The sequence below is a fragment of the Micromonospora sp. NPDC000663 genome (assembly GCF_042898105.1).
Taxonomy (GTDB): domain Bacteria; phylum Actinomycetota; class Actinomycetes; order Mycobacteriales; family Micromonosporaceae; genus Micromonospora.
In genome coordinates, this window is record NZ_JBIAYR010000001.1 from 1522805 (window position 1) to 1549003 (window position 26199).

The window sequence follows — 26199 nt, forward strand, 5'->3', positions numbered from 1 at the left end:
CGGCGCGCGTCAGGTGCGGCAGGATGGGCGGATGTCCGTCCTGTCCACGTTGCGTCACCCGATCGTCGCCGCCCCGATGGCCGGTGGGCCGTCCACCCTGGCACTCGTCGCGGCCGTCTCCGCCGCCGGTGGCCTGGGCTTCCTGGCCGCCGGGATGATCGACACCGGACGGCTGGTCGCCGACGTCGCGCAGGTCCGCGCCCGCACCGACAGCTCGTTCGGGGTCAACGTCTTCCTGCCCAGCGCCGGCCCGGTCGACCAGGCCGCGATCGAGGCGTACGCCGAGCGGCTCGCGCCGCAGGCCGACAGGCAGGGCGTGCGGTTGGGCGAGCCGGTGGGCGGCGACGACGCGTACCCCGAGAAGCTGGCGGCGCTGCTCGCGGACCCGGTGCCCGTGGTGTCCTTCGTGTTCGGCCTGCCGGACCGGGCGGCGGTGGCTGCCCTGCGCGAGCGCGGCACCGAGGTGTGGGCCACGGTCACCAGGCCGGACGCCGCCACGGCAGCCGTCGAGCTGGGTGTGGACGCGGTGGTCGTGCAGGGCACCGAGGCGGGCGGGCACCGCGGTGGGGTGCCGGACGACGACGACTACGCGCTGCTGCCGCTGCTCCGGTTGGCCGCCGCCCGGTGCGCCAGGCCGCTGGTGGCCGCCGGTGGCATCGCCGACGGTCCCGGGGTCGCCGCCGTGTTGACCGCCGGGGCCGCCGCCGCCCAGCTCGGTACGGCCTTCCTGCGCTGTCCGGAGGCGGGCAGTTCGCCCCTGCACCGGGCGGCGGTGGCCAGCGCCGACCCGACCGCGTTGACCCGGGCGTTCACCGGCAAGCGGGCCAGGGGAGTGGCGAACGACTTCCTGCGGCGGCACGACGCGGCGGCGCCGGTCGGTTACCCGCAGGTGCTGCACCTGACCCGGCCGCTGCTCGCCGCCGCCCGGCGGGACGGGGACGCGTCGGTCGCCAATCTGTGGGCCGGTCAGGCGCACCCGCTGGCCCGGGAGATGCCCGCGGCCGACCTGCTCGCCGAGCTGAGCGCCGACGCCCGGGCGGCCCTGGAGGGAGCGGTGCGGCGGTCGACCCACTGGGGCTGACCAGCGCGTGCACAGTTGAGCCGGGCGGGCGGACGGCACTGGACGGGAAACCCGTTAGAGTCTCGCCGTGATCGAGATCGGCACCCAGGTGGACCTGTCCCACCCGCCCGACCGGGTCTGGCTCGCCCTGACGGATCTGGAGCTGCTCGGCAGGTGGTTCGTGGAGGCCGAGACGGTCGAGGGTGTGCCGGACCGGCTGCTGCTGCACACGTCCGGCCTGCCGGGCTTCGACGCCGACGTCGAGGTCGAGGTGACCGAGCGGAACGCGCCGGAACTGCTCTCGTTGCGCTGCGACGAGGCCGGCCGGCTCACCGAGCTGACCTGTGCCGTCACCGCCACCAGGGAGGGCTCGCGACTCGCGGTGCGGGAGGTCACCACGCACGGCGCCTGGTCGGCCGAGCAGCACGAGGCGCGGGAGCAGCAACTCCGGCAGGCACTCACCGTACGCCTGCCTGCCATTCTCGACTGGCTCGCCTTCCAGCAGGTCGACCTGCGCCGGGGCGAGGCCGGGATGACAACCGAACTGCCGGTGATCGGTGCGGGCGGCCCGTCGGCCGGTCCCCGACGGCGGCGGCGCACGCTTGTGGCCGTGGTGGGCGGGGCTGTCCTGGTGGCGGGCACGGCCGCGTGGATCGCGCTGCCGACCGGGTCGGAGCCCGCAGTCGCGCCGGCCCCGACGGGCACACCGTCGGCGAGCGCGACGGCCGTCGCCCCCACCGTCGCGCCCACGGTGACCCCGTCGGCGCGGCCGTCGCGGACCGTCGCTTCGGCGACCGCCCGGCCGAGCCGCACGCCGTCGGCGAAGCCGTCACGGACGCCCTCGTCGGCCCCGCCGCCCTCGCCGCAGGTCGTGGTGGTGGCCCGCTACGAGACCGACTCCAGCCGGCTGTTCGGTTACACGGGCGAGATCGTGGTGGACAACCCGGGCGGCGCACCGGCGGCGAACTGGTCGGTCGTGGTCACCCTCGCCGAGGGCACCACAGTGGACGACGTGGACGACGCCACCTGGCGGCAGGACGGGCGGACGATCACGTTCACCGGGCCCGCCGTGTCGGCCGGCGGGTCACAGACGTTCCGGTTCGACGTGCGCGACAGCCGGCCCAAGGCACGGGAACCGGAGAGCTGCACGATCGACGGGAAACCCTGCGCGGGCCTGTGACCTAGGCTGCCGGAATGGCACTGCTGCACCGCGCGACACTGCGCCCCACGAAGCTCGACCTGCTGGCGACCTGGCTGCCCGGCCGACCCTGGTACCAGGGGTCGGCCGGCGCCGCCGTGGTGAGCCGGGGCGCCTACCGCTTCGACGACCCGGCCGGCGCGGTAGGCGTCGAGACGATGCTTGTGGGCGCCGCCGACGGACCGGTCCACCACGTCCCGCTCACCTACCGCGACGCGCCGCTCGACGGCGCCGACGACTCGCTGCTCGGCACCACCGAACACTCGGCGCTCGGCACCCGCTGGGTGTACGACGGCTGCGCCGACCCGGTGTACGTCGCCGCGCTGGCCCACGCCGTCCTGACCGGCGCCGGTCAGGCGGAACAGTACTTCGAGGTCGACGGGCGGCGTGAGGTGCGCGAGCCGACGATGACCGTCGCCGTCACCGGCGCCGGGCACGCCGACGTGGCACCGGTCGGCGTCGTACGTCAGGTGGTCGACGGGGACGACACGGTGATCGTCACCGACTCCGTCGAGCTTGTCGTCGTCCGCCGGCCCGTCCCGGCCGAACCCGCCGGACCCACCCTGCTCGGCAGGTGGGACGGGCAGCCGACGAGCATCCCGCTGGCGTACACCCGGCTGGCCTGACCACGCGGTGGGCGGCCCGGCTGTGCGGGCCGCCCACCGTGGTCACCACCGTGACGGAGGCGGGGGCGGCGACACCGGGGGCCGGTCGTCGCAGGTGATGGTGTTGGGCAGCAGCCACGGCGCGAGCCAGCCGCCGTCGTTGCCGCCGAGGTCGGTCAACCTGAACTCCGAGCCGGCCGGGGTGAAGTGGAACGACCCGCAGTTGTTGACGCCCACGGCTCCCACGTTGCGGGCGTCCACGTTGGCGAACGAGGCCGACCCCGCCGCGCGGGCGCTGACCACCGAGGTGCCGGTGCCGTCGACCCGGACGTCGCGGAAACGCACGTCGCTGATCGAGTAGAGGTCCTTCACCGGCCAGTCGCTGACCAGCATGATCGCGTTGTAGGTGTTGTCGAGGTACGCGTCCCCGGTCACCTCGATCGCCGCGTCGATGCTGCGGTCCAGAGCGAAGACCCAGATCGCGCCCAGCCCGATGTTCCAGTTCAGCTCGTACGTGCCGGCGCGGACCGTGGTGTTGTCGGTGAACCGCAGGTGCCCGGTGAACGGCTCCGCGCCGAAACGGGAACCGGCGTGCAGGCCGCTGCCCTCACGTACCGGGTCGGCGACGAGGTTGTGCGAGACGGTGGTGTCCGTGCCGCCGTAGATGGCGATGCCGTTGGCCAGCGTCGGCGACTGCACGGTGTTGTGGTCGAACGTGTTGCGCGCGTTGGCCGTCTTCTCCGACCACATCGCCAGGCCGTCGTCGCCTGTGTTGCGGACGAAGGTGTGCGCGACGAGCGAGTCGGTGACGCCTGTGTGGAAGTTGAGCGCGTCGGCGATCTGGTCGACGACGATGGTGTCGGTGACGCGGACGTTGCGCATCGGGCCGTCGAACCACAGACCCGCCTTGGTGTGGCGCAGGTGCAGGCCGTCGATCGTCGAGTCGCTCATCGCCCCGCCGATCGCGTTCACCTGGTCGGTGTCGATGCGTTCCCGCACGTCGCCCTCGATGGCGAAGCCGGACAGGTGGACGTTGCGGCTGCCGCCGTCGGCGGCGTCGCGACCGTAGAACCCGACACCTGTGTGCACCGAGCCGTCCCGCGCGGGGGTCGGCAGGGCGACCTCGCGACCCTTGATGACGGTGTGCCAGTTGCCGGCGCCCTCGATTGTCACGTCGTCCACGATGATGTGCCTGTTGACCTGGTAGGTACCCGGCGGGATGTACACCTTCAGGTGGGTGCGCCGGGCGAAGGTGATGGCCCGGTCCAGGGCGTCGGCGGAGTCCCGCCGGCCGGTGGGGTCGGCGCCGAAGGCCAGCACGTTAGCCGCGAGCAGGCGGATGCGCGGCGGCGCCACGAGCTCGGAGTCGAGCAGGTCGATGACCGTCCAGGCGGCGGCGCTGCCGGCCGGCGCGGTGAGCCGGATCCGGTCACCGGCCCGGTAGGTGCGCCCGAGCAGCAGTCGCTGTTCGTCGTAGAAGTGGGTGGGCCGGAAGGGCTTGCTGATGCTCGGGTACGGCGTGGTGGCCGACGGCACGCACTGGCACTCGGTGATCCACCAGTCCGGGTGCAGCAGCCCGGCCTGCGGGTCGTTGGTGAACGGGTACTGGTTGTAGAGCCACGAGTACTGCGAGGTCAGCGTCATGGTGCGCACGTGCGTGCCGTTGACGGCGACCCGCAGCGGCGCGGTGATCCCGCCGCCGGAGGGCGCGTCCGGGATGCTGTACCGCACGGTGATCCCGTTGGCCGCGCTGGGCAGGACGAACTCCACGTACTCGCCGGGGGTGAGCCGGACGGCCCGACGACCGGACGCCTCTGCGGGCAGCGTGTAGGCGGACCGGTCCGGGCCGATGACCTCGCCCGTGGTGCGGGCGTTCTCCGCCTCCTGTTCGACGAAGTCGACGTCGGCGCCGCGCCCGGTGACGAGCGCAGGATCGAGGGCGGCGCGGGTGACCACCGGCCGCGCGGCGTCGGACGCGGACGGAGCGGCGACGGCGACGGCGGGCGCGGCGGCCAGCACGGCGAGGCCTGTCGCGAGCGCGACCGCCGCCGAGGTGGGCCGGCCCGGGCGTCCCCGTGGCGGCATGAGGCTGCGAAACATCGGTGACCCTCCTGGGTGGATGGTGGTGGAGGTCCGCCCGGCGTCCCTCGACGCCCGACATTGATCTGCATGATGCAGCACGGGACAGTCCTCTGCAAGACGACAATCAAACACCGAAAATAGGCGACTGTCTTATCGCAAGAAATGGACGATCGGTGAGTTGAGGTGTCGCGCCTCGCCTGCGCCCGGACGGCCCACGGCCGGCGTACGCTGGGCCGCGTGGATCAAGAAGACCGGATCGCCCTTTTCCTCGACTACGAGAACCTCGCGCTGGGAGCACGCGACCACCGTGGCGGCGCGGACTTCGACTTCCGGCCGATCGCGGACGCGCTGGCCGAGCGGGGGCGGGTGGTGGTGCGCCGGGCGTACGCCGACTGGTCGTACTTCGACGAGGACCGCCGCATGCTCACCCGGTCGCACGTCGAGCTGATCGAGATCCCCCAGCGGATGGGCGCGTCCCGCAAGAACGCGGCGGACATCAAGATGGCGGTCGACGCGATCGAGTTGGCGTTCGAGCGCGACTACATCTCAACCTTCGTCATCTGTAGCGGTGACAGTGACTTCACGCCGCTGGTGCACAAGCTGCGCGAGCTGAACAAGCGGGTCATCGGGGTCGGGGTCGAGGGGTCGACGTCGGCGCTGCTGCCCCCGGCGTGCGACGAGTTCCTCTACTACGACCGGCTGGAGGGCGTCGACATCCCGCCGGCCCGCGGCCGGCGTGCCCGCCCCGCCGCTCGGCAGGCCGGCCCGGACCAGCGTCCGTCCGAGCCGGAGCGGCAGCACGAGCCGGAACCCGACGTGGACGGTCGCCCCGCCGGGGAGGAACCCGGCCGTGACGTGGACGCCCTCGCGGTGCAGGTCGCCCAGACGGTGGCCGGGCTGCAGGGCAGCGCCAACGGCGAGGTCACCGCTTCCCGGCTCAAGCGCACCCTGCTGCGCAAGGACCCGACGTTCAGCGAGTCCGACTACGGCTTCCGCACCTTCGGCGAGCTGCTGCGCCACCTCGCCGAGCGCAACGTGATCGAGTTGGCCGAGGGCCCCGCGAAGGGCGACCCGGAGGTCTCGCTGCCCGAGCATGGCGACCGAGAGGTGGCGTTCGGCCTGCTCCGGGGCGTCGTGGCGGACCTGGGCAGCGGCGGCAACCCGGTGGCCCTGTCCGGCCTGAAGAACCAGGTACGCCGGGCGCGCCCCGACTTCAGCGAGAAGAAGCTCGGCTACCGCAGCTTCCTTCAGTTCTGCAAGGCCGCCGCCACCGCCGGCGTACTCGACCTGCGGTGGAGCCCCGAGGCCGACGACTACCTCCTGACCACCCGGGCCTGACCGCCCGGGCGGGTCCGACGTGCTCCTGATCTGCAAGTCAGGAGGGGAAGATCCGCCGTTGTGGTTTCGAACTGTCAACGCTTGGCCCGAAATACGCCTGGAATGCGGCTCTTGCCCTGGTCTGAGCCCTCCTGCGCCGTACCCTCGGCGCGGGAATTGCTATACGGTCGGCGAATGAAGGTCGAGGAGCATTGGTGGAACGGAGACACGACCCCGCGCGGGCGCCGGGACGTGTACATCCGTACTGATGGGCAGGGTTGGGAGGTTCGCGCCCAGATCGGTGGGGCGTCGGGCCGTGAGCGGGTGCAGCAGTGCCCCAGCCGGGCCTCGGCGGCCATTCTCGCCGACGCCTGGCGCGGCACCCACCCATCCTGGCGCGAGCTGAAGCAGCGCTGATCCGGCGCCGGGCCGGGCCGGCACCGCTCCTGGGCTTGTGCCCGGGCGCACCCGCCGACCGGCCCGGCGCACGGCTTTTCACCCCGCCCGTGCGCCTCCGGGCCTTCGAGACACCTCCCGTTTTCCGTGTCCCCGCCGTCAGGCCGGGTACCCGAGGCGTCCGTGCCCGATGGAGGTCGCCCATGTCGCAAGGTCCTGACGAGGAGAACTCCCGGGTCGACGAAGAGGCCCGGGAGGCCGAGCGTCGGCTCGCGAACCTCACCCACTCGTCGGACGACACGCTTACCGACGACGACGCCCGGGTGCCGGACGACGCCCTCTCCGAGCGGGAAGCCGAATAACTCTCAACTTCGGTGGCCGTCCTGGTGGGTCCCACCCTGTGCGGGTCCGCCGTACGTGCCAGGGAAACCGCCACCCACGGGCCGGTGCAGGACCGCTGTCGGCGCGTCGGTCATGCTCCCGCCACCCACGGGCCTGAGCACCGCTGTCGGCGCGTCGGCCATGCTCCCGCCCGCCGACGCCGGCAGTTGGGTCGTCGGAGGAACCCCCGCCTCCGTCGCCTTCCTCCGACGCATCACCAGCAGTACGAGCGTGCCCAGGCCGGCGGCGACCAGTAGGCCGCCCAGGACGAAGGGCAGCGCCGAACTGCCTTGCCCGTCGCTTACCGCCTTGAGGGCGGGCGACGCGGCCTCGGGGGTACCGTCGGCCGGCGCGTCGAGCGCGCTCGCCTCCACGGCGGGCGACGACGACGCCGTGGTGGGCGCCGGCACCGCGGAGAGGGTCAGCCGCACTGTCGCGACGGCGCCGGCGGTGCCCCGTACGGTCGTGCTGGCGGCGCGGTAGCCGTCCATTGCCGCGCGAACCGTGATGGGGCCCTCGGCGATCGTCCTGCCGACGCTCGCCGTGATCGAGAACTGGCCGCTGCCTCCGCTTGTCGTCCGGTACTCGTGCCCGGCGCTGTCCCGGATGGTCAGGGCCACGCCGCCGATCGCCTTCCCGTCGGAGTCGCGCACCCGGCCGGAGACCCCGCTCACCCCTGCCGCCGGCTTGTCCCCACCGGACGGCGACGCGCCCGGGCCGTGGACGTAGACCATCTTGTAGGCATAGCTGTTCTCCCCGGCAAGCCGCACGCCGATCGAGATGTTGAGGCCGGTGGTCTCGCCCGGGTGAGCGGCGGGGGCGACGACTGTCGCGTCGAAGGTCTGGCTGCGGCCGGGTGCGAGTTTCGGCTCCGCCCGGCATCCGGAGGTGCATGGCAGACCACCGCCGACCACCACGATGGCCTTGTCGGCCCGGCTTCCGTTGTTGGTGACGCTGAACCGCACGCGTACCTTCTCGCCGGGTTTCACGTTCTCCGCCGACACGCTCAGGATGCGGACGGTCTCCGGGGCGGCCGTCGCGGGTACCGCCGACACCGCGAGCGTCCCCCCGGCCAGCGTGATCAATGCGGCCGCCACCGTCCAGCGGACACCTGAGCGCGTCACTTTCCACCACCCTCTCCAGGAGCGAGCAACATCGGTCGATGGCGCCGCCGGCCACTATGCCCTGTCCGGTACGGACGGCGCGACCCGCCTGCGCGCCCGGTGAGACACGGGCCAGGGCCCGCCCGGCGGATCGTGCCGGACAGGCCCCGGGTTGTCGACGACGGATCAGTGTTTGAGCGTGAAGGTGAAGTCGCCGGAGAGCGTGCCCCCCAGCAGCCGGGCCATCGACACGATCCTCCCTTCCGTGATCAGCCGCTCGACCTCCCCGCGCGACAGGCCGCACCCGTCGGCGATCAGTCGTACGGGGCGGACCGGGATCCGGGCGGCGAAGCGGACCTCGACGTCGATCCTGTCGTGGTCCAGGTGATCCGGTCCGTCCGTGTCGAGCCGCCAGGCATCGGTCCAGTCCAGCTCGAACCGGTTGTGGCGCCGCACGTCCGGATCCTGGAGCAGTTCGGCGGTCAGACCGGGATCGTTGTCGTGCAGCCGGTCCAGCAGCTCCGGTCGGATGGAACGCACCGTGTCCCGTTCCAGGACCGTGAGCTTCGCCGTCTCCCCGCAGACGGTGCAGAGCGCGAGGATCCAGACGTCGATGAGCTTGCGGTTGGCGTTGACGCGGAATTTGCCGCTTGGCCGAAGGAGCTCGGACGCACACGCGCGGCAACGGCGGCGTACGAGCGGCAGGCAGGTGGGCACGACGGCCCAGGTTGTGAGCACAGAGGTACACCGGTTTCAGTGAGAAGTCCGCAGCAAGAAGGAGCGCGGCGCAGATGCGCGACGCGCGACAGATCAGCGCTCGGGAGGTCTCACAGGGTGTACAACGGCCGGCCCTTTACCTGGACGACGTGGTTGCGCCGCACGGTAGTGGCGCAGAGCGGCGCCACTCCACCGGTTTTTCGGGCAGGCGCCGCTCAGGCGGTCGGGACCGGCAGCACCGCGCCCTCGGCCGCCGACAGGTGGGCCAGTTCGATCAGCTCGACCGTGGCGACCGAGTCGCGTGGGTCAACAGGCATCGGCGTGCCGTCGCGCAGTGCCGCCGCCACCTGCGCGTAGAAGCTCTGGTACGCGCCCGGCTCGGTCGGCACCGGCCGCAGGTCACCGTCCACACCGAACATGCCGTACCGCTCCGGCGGGACCTCGCCCCAGCCCGGCTGGTCCGGTCGGCCGCCGTCGTGCAGCGCCGCCTCCTGCACGTCCAGCCCGTACGTCGTGTAGCCGGCCCGGTCGCCAAGCACCCGCAGCCGGGGGCCGAGCTGCGCGGTCACCGCACCCATCCACAGGTGCGAGTGCACCCCGCCGGCGTGGGTCAACGCCACGAAGGCGTCGTCGTCCACGGCGGCACCCGCGCGCCGCCGGTCCACCTCCGCGTACACGCGGTCCACCCGGCCGAACAACTGCACCGCCTGGTCGACGAGGTGCGCGCCGAGGTCGAACAGGGCGCCGCCGGCCTCCTCGGGACCGGCGAGTTCCCGCCAGCCCGGCTTGATCGTGGGCCGGAAACGCTCGAACCGGGACTCGAAGCGCAGCACCCGCCCCAACTCGCCCTGCTCGACCAGGCGGCGGGCGGTCAGGAAGTCGCCGTCCCAGCGCCGGTTCTGGAACACCGTCAGCGGCACCCCACGCTCGGATGCCTCGTCGACGAGCGCACGGCCCTCGGCAGCCGTGGGGGACAGGGGCTTGTCGACGACGACCGGCAGGCCCGCCGCGAGCGCCGCCCGCGCCATCGGCACGTGCTGCCGGTTCGGCGTCGCGACGACGACCAGGTCCAACGCGTCCGGCGTACGCCACAACTCGTCGGCGTCGTCGACCAGGCGGGCGTCCGGGAAGTGCTGCCGGGCCTGCTCGCGCCGCTGCGGATCGCGGGTCACGATGGCGTCGAGGCGCAGGCCCGGTGTCGCGGCGATCAGCGGCGCGTGGAACACCCGGCCCGCCAGCCCGTACCCCAGCAGGCCAACCCGCAGCGCCTCCGCCATGCCGCACCCCCGTCTCGCCGGTCCGCGGCCCCTGAGCGGCGGCGGTACCGCTGATCGAATCTACGCCCCGCTCCCGGCCCGGCGCTGGTCAGGCCGTCGGGTCGCTGCGCAGGTAGGTGAGCACCGCGAGCACCCGCCGGTTGGTGTCGTCGCTGGGTGGCAGGTCGAGCTTGAGCAGGATGTTGCCAACGTGCTTGCCGACCGCCGCCTCGGTGACGTGCAGCCGGGCCGCGATCGACGCGTTCGACCGGCCCTCGGCCAGCAGCGCCAGCACCTCGCGTTCCCGCGCGGACAGCGCGGCGAGCGGATCACGCGGGCGGTGCAGGAGTTGCCGGACCACGTCCGGGTCGATGGCGGTGCCGCCCGCGGTGACCCGGCGCAGCGTGTCGACGAACTCGGCGACCTCGGCCACGCGGTCCTTGAGCAGGTAGCCCACCCGCTGGCCGTCGCCACTGTCCAGCAGCGCCGCCGCGTACCCGGTCTGCACGTACTGGCTGAGCACCACCACCGGGAGCCCGGGCCGTTCGGCGCGCAGTGCCACGGCCGCGCGCAGCCCGTCGTCCCGTCGACCGGGCGGCATCCGGATGTCGGTAAGCACCAGGTCCGGCTGGTGCTCCCGGGCAGCGTCCAGCAGCTCCGGCGCGGAACCGACGGCGGCGCACACCGCGAAGTCGAAGCGGGTCAACAGCGCGACGAGCCCTTCGCGCAACAGCACCTCGTCCTCGGCGAGCACCACCCGGGTCACCGGCGACATGGCAGCTCCACCCGGACCACTGTAGGCCCGCCCAGCGGGCTGGACAGCAGCAGCCGCCCGTCGACGGCGGCGACCCGGTCGGCGAGACCTGTCAGGCCGGTGCCCCGGGCCGGGGCGGCGCCGCCGCGACCATCGTCGGACACCTCGACCACGAGGTCGCCGCCGGCCCGGGTGAGACGCACGTCGGCGCGTGTCGCCCCGGCATGCCGGGCCACGTTTCCCAGCGCCTCGGACACCACGAAGTACGCGGTGGTCTCGACGATCTCCGGCAGCTCGCCGTCGATGTCGGCATGCACGGTGACCGCGACGGTGGCCGCGTCCGCCAGCTCGCGGACAGCGCCGGCCAGGCCGAGATCGGTGAGGCTCTGCGGCCGGATGCCGTGCACCAACTGCCGCAGCATCACCATCAGGCCGCGCGCCTGGTCGTGCGCCACGGCGAGCGGCCGGGCGGCGGGGGAGTCCTCCGGTACGTCCAGCCGGGCCAGACCCAGCTGGAGGGTGAGGCTGGTCAGCCGGGGCTGCGCACCGTCGTGCAGATCCCGCTCGATGCGGCGCCGTTCGGCCTCGTACGCGCCGACCAGGCGGGTGCGGGACCGGGAGACCTCGCGCAGCGCCGCCGCGTCGACCGGCCAGGCGAGCGCCCACCGGGCCACGGCGGCCTGGACTGCGGCGAGCAGACCGGCCGCGTACCCCAGGACCGGTAGCAGCAGCACACCGACGACCGCGTACGGAACGGCCTCCCCGGTGGTCTCGATCGGCTGCCACACCACCACCGGGTCGGCGTCGCTGACCAGCCAGGGGCTGGTGACCATCCCGAGGTCGAGAAGCACCAGCAGAAGGAACACCCAGTACGCGACAGGAGCTATCCCGCCCAGCCAGAACAGGTACGCCACCTCCCGCCAGCCGGCTGCGGTGCGGTACCGGGCGGCCAGGCCCGGCCACGGGGACGCCGGCAGGGCGCGGCCGTCCACGAGCCCGAGCCGCCACCGCTCCACGGCGCCGACGGGGAAGCTCACGATCGGCGCGAGCGCCAGAAGGGTGAGGCTGCCGACCGCCAGGAACAGCATCAGCGGTATCTCCGGCGGTCGTCCGTGCAGCCGCAGCGCGTTGACCGCGGCGAGCAGGGGCGCGCCGACGACGAGCAACCCGACGGCGAGCACACCCGCGATCGGCACGGTGCTGACCAGGTAGGCCAGCGCCCGCCAGGGCCAGACGGAGACCAGCCAGTCGCGGCGACGCAGCGCTTCGGCCAGGTGGGAGGGACGGGGCGAGGTCATGCCGGAGACGCTAATCGCGGGCGGACGGCCGCCCCAGCCGTCCAGATCCACTTCCCCGGTATGCCCAGCACTACCGGCCGGGCGGGTGTGCGGGGTCCGGAAACGGGAACGATGCGCCATCACGCGACAGGCGTGGGCTGTGCTCGCGACGGTGGGAGGGACATGGGGGCCAGAACCTTCGTGGTGGTCGGCGGTACCAGCGGACTCGGCCTCGCGGTGGCCCGGCTGCTTCTCGACGAGCACCGGGTGGTGGTGTTCGGCGACGTGCCGGCCGAGGTCGCCTCGACGGCCGACGAACTGGGCTGCGACGGGGCGGTCTGTGACGTCTCCTCCCACCAGCAGGTCCGCGACGGGCTCGCCGAGGTGGTAGGACGCTACGGCACGATCGACGGGGTGGCTGCCTGCGCGTCGATGTGGGCCGGCGGCGACCTGATGGACCTTCCGGTGGAGCACATCCGGCGGGCCGTGGAGATCAACGTCCTGGGCGTCACGTACCTGCTGCGGGAGGCGCTGGAGCACCTGCACCGGCAGGGCCACGGGAACGTCGTCTACGTCGGCGCGATGGCGGTGGCCGCCCCCCGCCCGGGCATCCCGGTGTACCGGGCCACCAAGAGCTACGGCAGCAGCCTCGTCGACTCGCTCGCCGAGGCGCAGCACAGCAACCGGGTCAAGGTGATGCAGCTGCATCCCGGGCCGATGCCGACCCGGCTCCAGGAACGGGTGGGTGCCGAGTTCCTCGACGAGGTGTACGCCCTACCGGAGCAGGTCGCCACCGAGGTCGTCCGCCTGCTGCTGCTCGAACCCGACGACCTGTACGTGTCAGGCGAGCGCGTGCTGCGCGCGGACGGGCGGTGGTGACGGCCGGAGCCGGGCCCTCCGACCGTCCGGCCTCGGCGTGGGCGCCGCTGCGGACAGCTGTCTACCGCAACCTGTGGCTGGCCCTGCTCGTCGCCAACATCGGCACCTGGATGCAGACGGTCGGCGCGCAGTGGCTGCTGATCCACCACTCCAACGCCTCCACCCTCGTCGCCCTGGTCCAGACCGCCAGCCTGCTGCCGGTCCTGCTGCTGGCACTGCCCGCCGGAGTGCTCGCGGACAGCTTCGACCGCCGGCACCTGCTGCTCGCCGTGCAGCTGTTCCTGGTCGCGGTGGCGATCGCCCTGACGCTGCTCACCCTTACCGATCGGATGCCGCCGGCCCTGCTGCTGACGCTCACCTTCGCGTTCGGGGTCGGGCAGGCGCTCACCCTGCCGGCCTGGGCGGCGGTGATCCCGGAGCTGGTGCCGCAGGAACAGCTGCGGTCGGCGTCCGCGCTCGGTTCGATAAGCGTGAACGTGGCGCGGGCGGTCGGGCCGGCGCTGGCCGGTGTGCTGATCGCCCGTACCGGTGTCGCCCCGGTCTTCGGGCTCAACGCGGTCGCCTTCGCGATCTTCACGTACGCGCTGTGGCGCTGGCGGCCCGGCAACGCCCGCGCGGTCGAGGTCCCCGAGCGCTTCACCGCCGCCCTGCGCGCCGGCAGCCGGTACGTCCGCCACTCGCCCACCGTCCGTCGGTTGCTGCGTCGGGCGCTGGTCTTCGTGATCCCGGCCAGCGCGCTGTGGGCGTTGTTGCCGTTGGTGGCGAGCCGTCGGCTGGGGCTGGGCTCCGGCGGGTACGGGCTGCTGCTGGCCGCCCTCGGGGTGGGCGCTGTCGTCGGTGGGGTGCTGCTGGCCGTGATCCGTACCCGCCTGTCGGCCAACCAGCTCCTGTTCGGCGCCGGAGCGGTGTTCACCGTGGCGCTGGCGGTGGTCGCCACGGTACGTGTGGTGCCGCTCGTGCTTCTCGCCCTGCTGCCCGCCGGGATGGCCTGGGTGACGGTGCTGGCCAACGTCAACGCCGAGATGCAGCTCTTCCTGCCGGCCTGGGTACGCGCCCGTGGCCTGGCCGTCTACCAGGTGTGCTTCGCGGGCGGGCAGGCGGTGGGCGCCCTGCTGTGGGGGCTGGTGGCCGACATGGGTGGCCTGGTCCTCGCCTATCTCGCGGCGGCGGCGTTGATGCTCGTCGGCACCGTGACGAGCCGGATCTGGCCGCTTCCCGACCTGCGGGCGGTGAACCGGGAACCGGCGGCCTACTGGCCGCAGCTGCACCTGGCGTACGAGCCGGACCCGAGGGTGGGGCCGGTGCTGGTGGAGGTGCGGTACAGCGTCCGGCCGGAGCGGACCCGGCCGTTCCTGGCGGCCATGGACCTGGTGCGCGCCGCACGGCAGCGGACAGGTGCGATGCGCTGGGGGCTGTTCCGTCCGGCCGAGACCACCGACCAGTTCGTCGAGGTGTATCTGGTGCCGTCCTGGGACGAGCACCTGCGTCAGCACGGTGGCCGGCTGACCGGTGAGGACCGCGAGGCCGAGGAGCGGGCCCGGGAGTGCGCCGACGGGGCTCCGGAGGTGCGGCACCTGGTGCCGGCCGCCGCCGGCCGCACCCTGACCGACGACAGCGAGGCCACCTGACCCGCCCGGCCGCGCGGCGTACGTCGTACGCCCGCGTTGTTAGGATGATCGCACCATGGCGAGTAAGCGCAAGGCGACCGCGGACCCGGCCCGCAGCCTGGCCATCCTCTGGCGTACCCGGGAGCCGACCAGCCGCAGCGCCGGGCAGGGGCTCAGCGTCGACCGGATCGTCCGTGCGGCCATCGACATCGCCGACGCCGAGGGCCTCGACGCGCTGACCATGCGCCGCGTCGGCGAGGCGCTGGGGGTGGGCACGATGTCGGTGTACACCTACGTGCCGGGCAAGGCCGAACTCGTCGACGTCATGATCGACACGGCGTACGGCGAGATGCCGCGCCCCGCGGTCGAGGGGGACTGGCGGGTCCGGCTGGAGCGGATCGCCCGGGACAATCTCGCGCTCTACCAGCGGCATCCGTGGATGCTGCGGGCCGAGACGACCCGACCGGTGCTCGGGCCGCACCTGGTGGCCAAGTACGACCACGAACTAGGCACGGTCGCCGACATCGGGCTCACCGACGTCGAGATGGACGCGGTGCTCACCCTCGTGCTCGGGCACGTGAAGAGTTCCGCGCGCTCGGCCTCCGAGGTCGTCGACCTGGAACGGGACACGGGCCTGACCGACGGCCAGTGGTGGCAGTCGCACGCGCCCTGGCTGGAGACGTTCCTGACGCCCGACCGCTATCCGACCGCCTCCCGGGTCGGTACGGCTGCCGGCCAGCAGCACGGCGCCGCGTACGGCCCGGAGTACGCCTTCGAGTTCGGTCTGCAACGGGTCCTCGACGGGATCTCGGTGGTGGTCGCCGAGCGGGCGGCCGACCGGTAGCCCCTTCCCGCTCAGGGGTACGGCCGCACCGGCGTCCCAGGCTCGACGGAACCCGCCCGCGCCCGGTCGCCCGGGTGGTACGACTGGGACGGCGGGCGACGTCCGGGAAGGGGGGCGATGAAGAACGGCCTCCCCGAGCGGCTGCTTCAGCGGCGCGAGAACCCTCGCCGGACGTCGTTCCTGGAGCTCTTCTTCGACCTGGCCTTCATCTTCGCGCTGACCCGGCTGTCCCAGGCGCTGCTGGCCGACCACAGCCTCAACGGCGGGTTCCAGGCACTGGTGATGCTGGCGGCGCTCTGGTGGGTGTGGTTCGTGACCGCCTGGTCGGCGGACTGGTTCGACCCGAGCGCGCCGCTGATCGTCGTACTGCTGCTCTGGGTGATGTTCGGCGGTCTGCTGATGGCCTCCGCCGTGCCCACCGCGTTCGACTCGCACGCCGTGCTGTTCGCCGTCGCCTACGTCGCCATCCATGTGGGCCGTGGGGCGCTGCTGATCCCGGCACTGCGGGGGCACCCACTGCAGCTGCGCAGCCTGCGGGTGGCGATCTGGTTCGCGATCTCCGGTGTGCTCTGGGTGCTCGGTGCGGTCGTCGCACCGGCACGCGAGGCGCTGTGGGCGCTCGCCCTGCTGCTGGAGTACTCCCTGGCCCGGCTGCGCTGGCCGTTCCCGCGGCTCGGGCGCAGTTCCTGGCCGGACCTCCAGGTGAACGGGGAACACCTCTCCGAGCGCTACCAGCAGATCTTCATCATCGCGCTGGGTGAGCTGATCCTGATCGCCGGTTTCACCTACAGCCAGTCGGACCTGGACCACGAGCGCACGGTGGCGTTCGCCCTGGCGTTCGTGACCGCGGTCGCCCTGGCCCGGCTCTACCTGGTGCCCGCCGGCACGCGGCTGGGCGCCGCCATCACGGCGGAGGGCCCGCCCGGCAGCAAGCTGGCGCTCCTGGCCGGCTACCTGCACCTCGTCATGATCGCCGGGGTGCTGGGCACGTCCGTCGCCATGGAGATGACGATCGCCGAACCGGGCGAGCACAGCACGGAGCAGTTTGCGGTGGGCGTCCTCGGCCCGGCACTGTTCCTGACCGCCCGGATCCTGCTCTCGGCCGTGATCGACGCCAGCCTGCCCTGGGCGCGCCTGATCGGTGTGCCGGCCATCGTGGCGGCCGGCCTGACCAGCGAGGGGCGTCCGCAACTCGTCAACAGCGCAGCCGTCGCCGGGGTGTTGCTGCTTATCGTCCTGGTCGACGGGATGCCCGGCATACGGCGGTTCGTGTGGCGCGCCAACGGCGACGGCGCGTCCGAGCTGCGGCGACACGGGTAGCCACCCCGATGCCGGAGAGGTCAGCGCGGCACGGCGACCAACCGCGACGGCACGACGTGGTGCAGTTGCGGGTGCACGGCGTGTCGGGGGCGCAGCCGGCGGTCATTCTCGACCGGGCGCACACCCGCCAGGTCGCCGGCGACGGCAGCGGGGGCTTCCACCGCGCCGACGAGCCGGACGGCACCGACCCGAACGGGGTGACCGTCGAGGCGTACCGGTGGGGTGACCTGCCCTCGGGCACCGTGGCCCGGACCATCTCGATGGTCTTCCTGCTGCCGTTCATGTTGAGCAACGTGGCGGTGTGGATGCGGCCGAGGGGTGGTCGCAGCGCCGGCGGCGTCGCCATGCTGTGCCGCCTCCTCGCTCTCAACCTCACAGCGGTGTACGTGGTGGCCGTCGCCGGTGTCGCCCTCGACCTGGTCGCCTGGCGGTGTCTCGGCGACACCCGGTGCCGGGGACCCTTCGACACGATGGCCGGGCTCGACGACAGGCACGTCGGGCAGCGGCTCGCCGCGCTGGCGCTGGTGCCGATCGCCGCGGTCGTGTTACTCCGGCTGCTCGGCACCCGCCGGCCCCGACCGGCCGACAACCCACTGTGGGCCGTGGAGCCGCTCGTGGGACGACTGCGGGCCATCCACGTCGCCGGCGCGCTCGCCGTCCTCAACCTCGTGCTGCTCGTGGCCCGTCGCGCCGGCGGCGCGACCGTCGCGACGACGCTGCTGCTGGTGCTCAGCGCGGCGGTGCTGCTGGCCTGCGTCGGCCTGCTCGCCGCCCCGGGGCTGATCGACCAGGTGGCTACCGCGCGGGCGGTCACCCACAGCGCCCGCGCGACGGGCGTGGCCGCTGTCGGCCTGAGTGTGGCGACGCTCGTCGCCGTCGCCCGCGATGAGCGGGACTGGCCGCCGTCGGGCGGGCTACCCGGCTACGACGGGGTCGCTGGCACGGTGCTGCTCGGCCAGATGGCACTGCTGGTGCTGCTCAGCGGCCTGGTCCTGTGGCAGCGCGGTCGGGTGGACGGCCGCGTCGTGCTGCGGCACGGACTGGGCGCGGCAGTCATCGCGGCGATCGCGGTCGGTCTGGCCGGTGCGCTCTCCGCCGGCCTGGCCTACCAGACGGGGGAGGTGCTCGGCGGGTACTTCAGTGACGGCGGGCCGCCGCTGCCGTACCGCTGGACACTGCTTGCCTTCTTCCTGCACGTGGGCGCGGCGGTACTGCTGTGTGGCGCGATAGCCCTGCTGTCGCGCTCGCGCCGGCGCCGAGCGGCGGAGGCGATCACCGCCCGCGACTTTCCCGCCGCACCGCCGGAGGCGGCCGGGCGGCTGCGGCAGGCCACCAGGGCCATCGCCCGGGCGCGGTTCACCGAGTGGCTGGGCGTGCTCGCCGCCACGTACGCGGTTCTCACGGCGGTCGGACTGGCCACCAGCCTGCTCGGGCTCACCGGTCGTCAACCGGAGGAGTTGGCGCGGGTTGTCGGGCTGCCCGCCGAAGCCGTCGGGATGGGGCTGACCGCCGGCACCTACCTCGTCGCCGCAGTGGTCCTCACCCTGCTGACGTTCGGTGTGTTCGGGTACCGGACAGCTTGGTTCCGCAGGCACGTCGGGATCCTGTGGGACCTGGGTACCTTCTGGCCCCGGGCCGCCCACCCGTTCGCGCCGGCCAGTTACGCCGACCGGGCGGTGCCGGAGCTGGCCGACCGGATCATCCAGCTTGCCGGGCGGCACACCGGGGTGCTGCTGTGCGGGCACAGCCACGGTTCGGTGTTGCTGGCCCTGGCGGTGCTGCGGCTGCCCCCGCAGGTGCGTCAGCGGGTCGCTCTGCTCACCTACGGATCGCCGCTGGACCGCCTGTACGCCCGGCTCTACCCGGCTTACCTCAACGAGGAGGTGATGCGTGAGGTGGGGGAGCGGGTCGGGTGGAGGTGGCTCAATCTGTGGCGCGACACCGACCCGGTCGGCGGTTGGATCTTCTACCCGAAGCGCCCCGGTGACCCGCCTCCGGATTCCGCCGACCCGGCCGGTGCGGTCGACCGGCGGCTGCGGGACCCCCGGGAGCTGCTGGCCGCGCCGGGGGACCATCGGCCACCACCGGTCCGGGGCCACCATCCGGGCGAGTCCGACCCCGAGTTCCAGGCGGCGGTACGCGACCTCGTCGGGCGACTCCGCGGCTCCGGGTCCGCCGGCCACCGATGAGCCGGAGGTGGCGGGCCGGTCAGCCGCCGTCGGGCAGTCGTTCGGATTCCGCCACCACCGCTCGAACCTTGCGCAGGGTCGCGTCCGGTGCGCGGATCGCGGCCCGCCAGCGGTCCAGCGTCCGGGTGAGCACCCGGACCACGAACTGCAACTGGTTGACCTGCTCGCGCAGCGTCCCCAGCTCCGAGCGGGCGTGCAGGGCCTCGCCCTCCAGCTCGGTGATCCGGGTCTGCAACGGCTGCACCAGGGTGAGGGCGGCCTCGGTGAGGGTGTCGGCGGCGTCGGCCTTGAACTTGCCCCGCTGCACCAGCACGGTGGCGATCGCGGCCAGACCGGTCGAGCCGCCGAGGATGCCGAACACACTGAGCGCCACCTGCACCCAGTGTGGCGCGGCGGGCGTCGGCGAGGCGTTCACGGGACACCCCCCTGTAGTTGCAGGTCGGGCACGCATTCGCACGCGCGGACCAGGCGGCGCAGGTCGACGGCGATCTGGACGGCCCGCCAGATCGAACCGATCGTCACCGCGACGACGAAGGACGCCGTGACCAGGGACTGGTGGTTCCACAGCGACACCAGGGCGACCGCGAACATGCCGGTGATGGTGCCGAGCACCGTGACCGACGCGAGTTCGATGCCGAGCCCGGTGGAGAGCCGGCCGGGCCACAGCATGCCCAGCAACCCGGCCACCCCCACCAGGATCAGGCTGATCTCCCAGGCGGCCTGCACGGGCGCCGGCATGGAGGTCTGGACGGAGGTCGGCCGGACGTCGAGGGTCAACATCAGGATGCCGCAGACCGGTGACGTGGCCAGGACGGCCACTTCGTACGGCTGGTGGCGGGACCGGATACGCAGATATCTCACGGCAACTCCCTGGTCGAGGACCGTCCCATCCGTCATCGGCCGTCGGGCCGGTGCCGTGTGGCGACGGTGATGACCGGGGGTGCGGTCCTGCGGCGGGGCCCGTGGGGGTGGCGGTTTCGTGCGAACGGTCGGTGGCGAGGAGATGGCGACTGGCCGTCGTTGGCTGCCGTTATCTGCCTGTGTATCACCGATGACCGGTTGGCGTCCACCTGGTGTAAGGTCGCGTTTCCGCAGGTCAGAGCCTATAAATGAGCCGGGCGGCCCAGTTTCGCCCGAGCCGCCCGTAGCACTTGGTGTCGGAAATCTTACCGAGGGTTGTGGGTCGGGCGGGCGAGCAGGGCACGCAGCGCTCCGACCACCTCGGCCGGCGCCTCCTCGGCCATGAAGTGCCCGCAGGTGACCGTCTGGTGGGCCAGGTCCGGCGCCCACGCCCGCCACAGCCCGGCCGCGTCATAACCGAGCGCCGCGCCCCAGTCCTGCTGGAGCACGGTCACCGGCATCGACAGCTGGCGGCCGGCGCTCCGGTCGGCGGCGTCGTGGGCGACGTCCACGCCTGCGGACGCGCGGTAGTCGGCGACGATCGAGGTGACAGCGTTGCGGGACGCGCGCAGGTACGAGGCCCGCACCTCCGCCGGCAGGGCCTGCGGATCGCGGGTCCAGACGTCGAGGAAATGACCGAAGAAGGCGTCCGGGTTGGCCCCGATCATCTCCTCGGGCAGACCGGGCGGCTGTGCCATCAGGTAGAGGTGGAAGGCGACCGCAGCGCTGGCGCCGTGCAGCACGTCCCACATGGCGAGGGTGGGCAGCACGTCGAGCAGGGCGAGCTGGCTGATCGCCGCCGGGTGGTCGAGACCGGCGCGGAACGCGACAAGGGCGCCCCGGTCGTGCCCGGCCAGCGCGAACCGTTCGTGACCGAGCGCCCCGGCCAGCGCCACGATGTCAGCGGCCATGGTGCGCTTGGCGTACGCGGTGCCGTCGCTGTCCACGGGCTTGTCGCTGTCGCCGTACCCCCGCAGGTCGGGGCAGACGACCGTGTGGTCGGCGGCCAGGTCGGCCGCGACGTGCCGCCAGATGAGGTGCGTCTGCGGAAAGCCGTGCAGCAGCACGACAGGTGGCCCGGAACCGCCCACGGCGGCGTTGAGCGTCACGCCGTCGGCGACGGTGACGCGCTGGTAGTCGAATCCGTTGATCCTGGGGTCCACGGGTGGAACCTTCCTGGTGGTGAGGGCGGGTCCGGCGCGGTGGCCGGACGCCGTCGTACGTCGTCGAGCCTGCCCCCTGGCCATCAGCGGACGGTGAGCGTCCGATCAGTGCGGCCGGGCGGCAGTGGTCCGCGCCGGCCCGCCTAGATTGGTGCCATGACCAGGCAGCCGGCTGCCGCTCCGACGGTGACCTTCGGTGTGCTCGGGCCGGTGACCGCCGCCACCGAGAGTGGCCCGGTCCCGCTCAGGGGGCACCGGCAGCGCCTCGTGCTGGCCCGGCTGCTGATCGCCCACGGCCGGGTGGTGCCTGTGGAACGGCTCGTCGACGACCTGTGGGACGTCGCGCCGGACGGCGCGGTGGGCGCCATCCGCACCTTCGTGGCCGACCTGCGCCGGGCGCTGGAGCCCGACCGGCCGCCCCGCACGCCGCCCCGGATCCTGCTCACCGAGGCACCGGGGTACGCGCTGCGGGCCGGGCCGGACGCGGTGGACGCCGACCGGTTCGAGGCGGCAGTCGGCGAGAGCGGCCGGCTGTTGGCCGTGGGACGTCCCGCCCCGGCTCTGGAGGCCCTGGATGCGGCACTCGGGTTGTGGCGCGGCCCCGCGTACGCCGACTGCGCGAACGAGGCCTGGGCGGTCGCGGAGGTCAACCGACTGGACGAGCTGCGGATGCTCGCCGTCGAACGGCGGGCCGAGGCGCTGCTGGCGTTGGGGCGGCCGGACGAGGCCGCCGCCGACCTGCCGGCCCACCTCGCCGGCAACCCGCTGCGCGAGGACGCCTGGCGGTTGCTGGCGATGGCCAGGTACCGCGCCGGTCGGCAGGGTGACGCGTTGGCCGCGCTCCGCGAGGCCCGGGCCGCCCTGGTGACCGCGCTGGGTGTGGACCCGGGGCCGGACCTGCGGCGGCTGGAGGCCGACATCCTGGCCCAGGCCCCGCACCTCACCCCGCACCTCGACGCCGCCCCGGACGTCGGGACCGCCGATCGTCCCGTCGTGACCGCGGACCGTCCCGTCGCGGCAGCGCGGGAGCGTCCGTTCGTCGGCCGCGACGCGGAGCTGGCCCGGCTGCGGCTGGCCGCCGACACCGCCGCCGGTCGCCGCCGGCCCGTGCTCGCCCTTCTCAGCGGCGAGCCGGGAGCCGGCAAGACCGCGCTTGCCGAGACGCTCACCCGGCAGATGGCCGCGCACGGATGGGCCACGGCGTGGGGACGCAGCCCGGAGTACGAGGGCGCACCGGCGGCCTGGCCCTGGACGCAGGTCACCGAGGCGCTCGCCGGCTCGACAGGCGTCGACGAACAGGACGACTCCGCCACGGGCGAGGCAAGCGTCACACGGTTCCGCAGGCACCGCGCGGTCGCCTCGCTGGTCTCCGCGGTCGCCGACCGGCAACCGGTGCTGATCGTCCTGGACGACCTGCACCGTGCCGACGGCGACACCCTGGACCTGCTGACCGCGATCCTGGCCGGGCCGCAACCGGCCGGCGGGCCGGTCCTGATCCTCGGCACGTACCGGGCCACCGAGATCAGTCCGGCGCTCACCGCCGCCCTGGCCCGCGCGGCCGGCCTCGAACCGGTGCGCGAGTATCTCGCCGGACTGCCCGCCCCGGCGACAGGCGAACTGGCGAGCGCCGTCGCCGGAGTGGACCTGGACGCGGCCACCGCCCGGCTGATCCACCACCGCAGCGGCGGCAACCCCTTCTTCGTACGGGAGCTGGCCCAGCTGTACGCGGGCGAGGGCGACGCCGCGCTGGCGGCGGTGCCGCCCGGCGTACGCGACGTGATCCGGCACCGGCTGGCGCAGCTGCCCGCGCCCACCCGTACCGTGCTGCGGCAGGCGGCGGTGCTCGGCCGGGACCTCGACCCGCAGGTGCTCAGCGCGTTGGCGGACGACCCCTCGACAGTGCTGGACGCCGTGGACCGCGCCCTTCAGGCGGGCTTCCTCGTCGAGCGGGACACCGACGGACAGCTGCGCTTCGCCCACATCCTGGTCCGCGACACGCTCTACGCCGATCTGTCCGCGCCGCGCCGCGCCGCCTGGCACGGTGCCGCCGCCGAGGTGCTACGACAGCGCGAACCCGTCGAACCCGCCGCGCTCGCCCACCACCTGCTGCGCGCCGGCGGGCCGGTCGCCGCCGGTCGCGCCGCCGCGTACGCCCGCACGGCGGCCGAGCACGCCGAACGGGGCGGCAACCCGCACGAGGCGGCCCGGCTGTGGCGGCAGGCGATCGACGCGTACGACCGGGCCGGCGGGGTCCACCACCGCGAGCGGTTGACGGCGCTTGTGGGTCTGGGGCGTGCGCTCGCCGTCACGGGCCGCCTCGCCGAGGCGCGGCGGGTCAGGGCCGAGGCGATCACGGCGGCCGAGTCCGTCGGCGACCCCCTGCTGATCGAGGAGGTGCTCACCGGCTTCGACGTGCCGGCGATCTGGACGCGCAACGACGACGACCTGCTCTCCGGACGGATCGCGCAGGTCGCCGAGCGTGCCCTGGCGGCCCTCGGCGCGACCGGGTCGGCGCGGCGCAGCCGGCTGCTGAGCACCCTCGCCCTGGAGCTGCGCGGCACCGTCACCGACCGTGGGCGTCGGTCGGCCGACGAGGCCGAGTCGACAGCCCGGACGGTAGGTGACCCCGGGCTGCTGGCGTTCGCGCTGAACGCCCGCTTCATGCACGCCTTCGACCGGGTCGGCCTGGCCGGTGAACGCGCCCGGATCGGCGCCGAGCTGGTCGACCTGGCCGCCCGGCACCAGCTGGTGACCTTCGAGGTGGCGGGTCACCTGATCCTGGTCCAGGCCTCCTGCGCGCTTGGCGACCGGCAGGCCGCCGACGCCCACGCCCGCGCCGCCGACCGCCTCGCCGAACGGTACGAGCTGCCGCTGGTCGGCGTCTTCACCAGGTGGTACGCCGCGCTGCGGCTGGCACTGGACGGCGAGGCGGCCGCGGCTGCGGACGCGTACCGGGCGGCTGCCGACCGGCTGCCAGGTGACGGCATGCCGGGCCTGACCCGCGGTCTGCTCCCGCTCGCGCTGCTCGGCCTGCGGCTGGCCGACGACCGTCCGCTCCCGGGGCCGGGCGACGAGGGTTGGGCGGGTCTGGACTGGGGGCCGCACGAGCCGTGGGTCCGCCCGCTGCTGCTTGTCGCCGCCGGTGACCGGACCGCGGCCGGGGAGGCCCTGCGGGCACTGCCGCCGGGGCCGCACGACCTGCTGCGCGAGGTCCGCCTCTGTCTCGTCGGCCGGGCGGCGCGGCTGCTCGACGACCGGGTCACGATGGACCGCGTCCACGCCGAGCTGCTGCCCGCGGCCGGGGAACTGGCCGCGGGCAGCGGAGTGCTCACCGTCGGTCCGGTGGCCGGGCACCTCGCCGACCTCGCGGCGGCGCTGGGTCGCCACGACGAGGCGGGCCGGCACCGTCGTACCGCCCGAGCGGTGACCGCCCGCGCCCGCGCCGCCTGACCCCACCGCGACTTGCGGACTTTCCGTCGGAACCGGCCGGTGGGTGCGGTCAGATGGAGGCACCGACGCGTCCGCCGTCGGCCCGGGGATCGAGGGGGTACGCCGTGCAGGGGCTCGTCCTGATCGTGGTGCTGGGCGTCACCGTCCTGGTCGGCACCACGCTCGGCGGCCGGTACCGGGTCGCGCCGCCGGTGCTGCTCATCGGGTTCGGGGTGCTGCTCGGGCTGGCGCCGCCGCTGTCCGAGTTGACCCTGGAGCCGGACCTGGTGCTGTTGATCTTCCTGCCGGCGATCCTGTACCGGGAGAGCCTCACCATCAGCCTGCGCGAGATCCGGGCCAACCTGCCCGTGATCGGTCTGCTCGCCGTGGTGCTCGTGGTGCTCACCATGGTCACCGTGTCGTTCACCGCGCAGGCGTTCGGGGTGAATCCCGAGGCCGCCTGGGTGCTCGGCGCCGTCCTCGCGCCGACGGACGCGGCGGCGGTCACAGGTCTGGCCAAACGGTTGCCCCGCAAGCTCCTCACCACCCTGCACGCGGAGAGCCTGATCAACGACGGCACCGCGCTCGTGGTCTTCGCGGTGGCCGTGGGGCTGCTCACCCAGAGCGCGGATCCGGGCGTGCTGGGCATCGGCGAGGAGTTCGTCGGGGCCAGCGTCGGCGGCGTGCTCGCCGGCCTGCTGGTGGGCTTCGCCGTGGTGCTGATCCGCAAGCGGCTCGACGATCCGCTGCGCGAGGGCGCGCTGAGCGTGCTGACCCCGTTCGCCGCGTTCCTGCTCGCCGACTCGGTGCACGCCAGCGGTGTCCTGGCGGTGGTGGTCGCCGGGCTGGTGCTCGCCTACGCCGGTCCACGGGTGATCCGTGCCCGGTCCCGGGTGCTGGCGTACGCGTTCTGGGACCTGTCCACGTTCCTCATCAACGGCGGTCTGTTCGTGCTGCTCGGCACGCAGATCCCCCGGGCGGTGCGGGGCGTCACGAGCACCTCGCCGGCGAGGGCCGTGGTGATCGTGCTGGTGGTCACCGTGGTGGTCCTCTGCACCCGGCTGTTCTTCATCTACCTGACGTCCCAGTCGGCGAGACTGCGACGCCGCCGGATGGTGGAGCAGGGCGCGCAACCGTCGAGCTGGCGGGTGGGGACCGTGGCGGGCTGGGCCGGCTTCCGGGGCGCCGTGTCGCTCGCGGCAGCGCTGGCCGTCCCGACGATGACTGTCGCCGGTCGCCCGGTCGTCGAACGCGACCTGATCATCTTCGTGACGGCGCTGGTGATCGTGTTGATCATGCTCATCCAGGGCACCACCCTGCCGCTCGTGGTGCGCTGGGCGGGGCTGGCCGGCGACCCGGAACGGGTCGACGAGGCCCGGCGGGCCCGGATGCGCGCCACCGAGGTCGGCCTGGCCATGGTGCCCACGGTGGCCGCCGAGGTCGGCGCCGGGGAGGAGGCGGTGCGCCGGTTGCAGGCCGAATACCAGCGGCACCTGGACGACGTCAACGAGAGTGGCGGGGACACCGCCGAGGAACGCCGGCTGGAACGCGACCTGCGCCTGGGCGTCCTCGCCCACAAGCGCCGGGAGGTCACCCGCCTTCGCGACAGCCGGGAGATCGACGACCTCGTGCTGCTGGAGTTGCAGGCCGCGCTTGACAACGAGGAGATCCGGCTGCTGGGACGCGGATCCGGCGAGTGACAGTCGCCGGGCCGGTGAGCGA

At 73.4% G+C, this 26199-nt stretch carries 22 protein-coding genes; 13 read left to right on the top strand and 9 right to left on the bottom strand.

Features of this window, described 5'->3' with window-relative positions; translation table 11 throughout:
- Positions 1–31 precede the first annotated feature (31 nt).
- From ACFY1S_RS07250 to ACFY1S_RS07260, 3 genes are all read left to right on the top strand, one after another.
- The gene (locus ACFY1S_RS07250) at positions 32–1081 is read left to right on the top strand and encodes an NAD(P)H-dependent flavin oxidoreductase (protein WP_387113686.1); all 1050 of its coding nucleotides are present in this window, start codon (positions 32–34) and stop codon (positions 1079–1081) included.
- Positions 1082–1148: 67 nt separating this feature from the next.
- Positions 1149–2240, top strand: coding sequence for a cellulose binding domain-containing protein (locus tag ACFY1S_RS07255; RefSeq protein ID WP_387113687.1), 1092 nt, complete (start codon positions 1149–1151; stop codon positions 2238–2240).
- Positions 2241–2254: 14 nt separating this feature from the next.
- The gene (locus tag ACFY1S_RS07260; protein ID WP_387113689.1) at positions 2255–2884 is read left to right on the top strand and encodes a hypothetical protein; all 630 of its coding nucleotides are present in this window, start codon (positions 2255–2257) and stop codon (positions 2882–2884) included.
- A 42-nt stretch (positions 2885–2926) separates the two neighbouring features.
- Here ACFY1S_RS07260 and ACFY1S_RS07265 read toward each other — a convergent pair whose 3' ends face one another.
- Positions 2927–4963 carry a glycosyl hydrolase family 28-related protein gene (locus tag ACFY1S_RS07265; RefSeq protein WP_387113691.1) on the bottom strand — a complete coding sequence of 679 codons (2037 nt, stop codon included), beginning with the start codon at positions 4961–4963 and terminating at the stop codon, positions 2927–2929.
- A 219-nt stretch (positions 4964–5182) separates the two neighbouring features.
- Between ACFY1S_RS07265 and ACFY1S_RS07270 the strand changes: the two genes are divergently transcribed.
- The 3 genes from ACFY1S_RS07270 to ACFY1S_RS07280 all read left to right on the top strand — a co-directional run bounded on the left by ACFY1S_RS07270 (position 5183) and on the right by ACFY1S_RS07280 (position 7020).
- The gene (locus tag ACFY1S_RS07270) at positions 5183–6283 is read left to right on the top strand and encodes a PIN domain-containing protein (protein WP_364371970.1); all 1101 of its coding nucleotides are present in this window, start codon (positions 5183–5185) and stop codon (positions 6281–6283) included.
- A 174-nt stretch (positions 6284–6457) separates the two neighbouring features.
- Positions 6458–6679 carry a hypothetical protein gene (locus ACFY1S_RS07275; protein WP_030335934.1) on the top strand — a complete coding sequence of 74 codons (222 nt, stop codon included), beginning with the start codon at positions 6458–6460 and terminating at the stop codon, positions 6677–6679.
- A 182-nt stretch (positions 6680–6861) separates the two neighbouring features.
- Positions 6862–7020, top strand: a complete 159-nt coding sequence (locus ACFY1S_RS07280; RefSeq protein WP_387113693.1) for a hypothetical protein — start codon at positions 6862–6864, stop codon at positions 7018–7020.
- Between the two features lie 3 nt (positions 7021–7023).
- Here ACFY1S_RS07280 and ACFY1S_RS07285 read toward each other — a convergent pair whose 3' ends face one another.
- The 5 genes from ACFY1S_RS07285 to ACFY1S_RS07305 form a co-directional block, all read right to left on the bottom strand.
- Positions 7024–8163: a carboxypeptidase-like regulatory domain-containing protein gene (locus ACFY1S_RS07285; RefSeq protein ID WP_387113695.1), complete on the bottom strand. Its 1140-nt coding sequence runs from the start codon at positions 8161–8163 to the stop codon at positions 7024–7026.
- Between the two features lie 165 nt (positions 8164–8328).
- Complete coding sequence (locus ACFY1S_RS07290) at positions 8329–8880, bottom strand: DUF1062 domain-containing protein (protein ID WP_387113697.1); 552 nt, start codon at positions 8878–8880, stop codon at positions 8329–8331.
- Positions 8881–9074: 194 nt separating this feature from the next.
- A complete protein-coding gene (locus ACFY1S_RS07295; protein WP_387113699.1) occupies positions 9075–10136 on the bottom strand; it encodes a Gfo/Idh/MocA family oxidoreductase in 1062 nt (353 codons plus the stop codon).
- A gap of 88 nt (positions 10137–10224) precedes the next feature.
- Positions 10225–10890 (bottom strand): response regulator, encoded by a 666-nt coding sequence (locus tag ACFY1S_RS07300; RefSeq protein WP_387113701.1) that lies wholly within the window; start codon positions 10888–10890, stop codon positions 10225–10227.
- Positions 10878–12167 (bottom strand): histidine kinase, encoded by a 1290-nt coding sequence (locus ACFY1S_RS07305; RefSeq protein ID WP_387113703.1) that lies wholly within the window; start codon positions 12165–12167, stop codon positions 10878–10880. The genes ACFY1S_RS07300 and ACFY1S_RS07305 overlap by 13 nt, the downstream gene beginning before the upstream one ends.
- 162 nt (positions 12168–12329) lie before the next feature.
- On the opposite strand from ACFY1S_RS07305, the gene ACFY1S_RS07310 reads away from it, so the two are divergent.
- The 5 genes from ACFY1S_RS07310 (at position 12330) to ACFY1S_RS07330 (ending at position 18985) form a co-directional block, all read left to right on the top strand.
- Positions 12330–13025 (top strand): SDR family NAD(P)-dependent oxidoreductase, encoded by a 696-nt coding sequence (locus ACFY1S_RS07310; protein WP_387113705.1) that lies wholly within the window; start codon positions 12330–12332, stop codon positions 13023–13025.
- Positions 13019–14653, top strand: a complete 1635-nt coding sequence (locus tag ACFY1S_RS07315; protein ID WP_387113707.1) for an MFS transporter — start codon at positions 13019–13021, stop codon at positions 14651–14653. Before ACFY1S_RS07310 ends, ACFY1S_RS07315 begins: the two co-directional genes overlap by 7 nt.
- 55 nt (positions 14654–14708) lie before the next feature.
- The gene (locus ACFY1S_RS07320; protein WP_387113709.1) at positions 14709–15476 is read left to right on the top strand and encodes a TetR/AcrR family transcriptional regulator; all 768 of its coding nucleotides are present in this window, start codon (positions 14709–14711) and stop codon (positions 15474–15476) included.
- 117 nt (positions 15477–15593) lie between these two features.
- Positions 15594–16796, top strand: a complete 1203-nt coding sequence (locus tag ACFY1S_RS07325) for a low temperature requirement protein A (protein WP_387113711.1) — start codon at positions 15594–15596, stop codon at positions 16794–16796.
- 8 nt (positions 16797–16804) lie between these two features.
- Positions 16805–18985 carry a hypothetical protein gene (locus ACFY1S_RS07330; protein WP_387113713.1) on the top strand — a complete coding sequence of 727 codons (2181 nt, stop codon included), beginning with the start codon at positions 16805–16807 and terminating at the stop codon, positions 18983–18985.
- A 19-nt stretch (positions 18986–19004) separates the two neighbouring features.
- Here ACFY1S_RS07330 and ACFY1S_RS07335 read toward each other — a convergent pair whose 3' ends face one another.
- From ACFY1S_RS07335 to ACFY1S_RS07345, 3 genes are all read right to left on the bottom strand, one after another.
- Entirely contained in the window at positions 19005–19400 is a 396-nt protein-coding gene (locus ACFY1S_RS07335; RefSeq protein ID WP_387113715.1) for a hypothetical protein, read from the bottom strand.
- Positions 19397–19846: a hypothetical protein gene (locus ACFY1S_RS07340; RefSeq protein WP_387113717.1), complete on the bottom strand. Its 450-nt coding sequence runs from the start codon at positions 19844–19846 to the stop codon at positions 19397–19399. The genes ACFY1S_RS07335 and ACFY1S_RS07340 overlap by 4 nt, the downstream gene beginning before the upstream one ends.
- Positions 19847–20151: 305 nt before the next feature.
- Positions 20152–21048, bottom strand: coding sequence for an alpha/beta fold hydrolase (locus ACFY1S_RS07345; protein ID WP_387113719.1), 897 nt, complete (start codon positions 21046–21048; stop codon positions 20152–20154).
- A 156-nt stretch (positions 21049–21204) separates the two neighbouring features.
- Between ACFY1S_RS07345 and ACFY1S_RS07350 the strand changes: the two genes are divergently transcribed.
- Entirely contained in the window at positions 21205–24498 is a 3294-nt protein-coding gene (locus tag ACFY1S_RS07350) for a BTAD domain-containing putative transcriptional regulator (RefSeq protein ID WP_387113721.1), read from the top strand.
- A gap of 104 nt (positions 24499–24602) precedes the next feature.
- Positions 24603–26177, top strand: a complete 1575-nt coding sequence (locus ACFY1S_RS07355; protein ID WP_387113723.1) for a Na+/H+ antiporter — start codon at positions 24603–24605, stop codon at positions 26175–26177.
- Positions 26178–26199: the final 22 nt, after the last annotated feature.

Coding starts and splice junctions, on each gene's coding strand:
- ACFY1S_RS07250 (WP_387113686.1), top strand. CDS start 32: ATGTCCGTCCTGTCCACGTTGCGTCACCCGATCGTCGCCGCCCCGATG.
- ACFY1S_RS07260 (WP_387113689.1), top strand. CDS start 2,255: ATGGCACTGCTGCACCGCGCGACACTGCGCCCCACGAAGCTCGACCTG.
- ACFY1S_RS07265 (WP_387113691.1), bottom strand. CDS start 4,963: ATGTTTCGCAGCCTCATGCCGCCACGGGGACGCCCGGGCCGGCCCACC.
- ACFY1S_RS07275 (WP_030335934.1), top strand. CDS start 6,458: ATGAAGGTCGAGGAGCATTGGTGGAACGGAGACACGACCCCGCGCGGG.
- ACFY1S_RS07280 (WP_387113693.1), top strand. CDS start 6,862: ATGTCGCAAGGTCCTGACGAGGAGAACTCCCGGGTCGACGAAGAGGCC.
- ACFY1S_RS07295 (WP_387113699.1), bottom strand. CDS start 10,136: ATGGCGGAGGCGCTGCGGGTTGGCCTGCTGGGGTACGGGCTGGCGGGC.
- ACFY1S_RS07300 (WP_387113701.1), bottom strand. CDS start 10,890: ATGTCGCCGGTGACCCGGGTGGTGCTCGCCGAGGACGAGGTGCTGTTG.
- ACFY1S_RS07305 (WP_387113703.1), bottom strand. CDS start 12,167: ATGACCTCGCCCCGTCCCTCCCACCTGGCCGAAGCGCTGCGTCGCCGC.
- ACFY1S_RS07310 (WP_387113705.1), top strand. CDS start 12,330: ATGGGGGCCAGAACCTTCGTGGTGGTCGGCGGTACCAGCGGACTCGGC.
- ACFY1S_RS07320 (WP_387113709.1), top strand. CDS start 14,709: ATGGCGAGTAAGCGCAAGGCGACCGCGGACCCGGCCCGCAGCCTGGCC.
- ACFY1S_RS07325 (WP_387113711.1), top strand. CDS start 15,594: ATGAAGAACGGCCTCCCCGAGCGGCTGCTTCAGCGGCGCGAGAACCCT.
- ACFY1S_RS07330 (WP_387113713.1), top strand. CDS start 16,805: ATGCCGGAGAGGTCAGCGCGGCACGGCGACCAACCGCGACGGCACGAC.
- ACFY1S_RS07350 (WP_387113721.1), top strand. CDS start 21,205: ATGACCAGGCAGCCGGCTGCCGCTCCGACGGTGACCTTCGGTGTGCTC.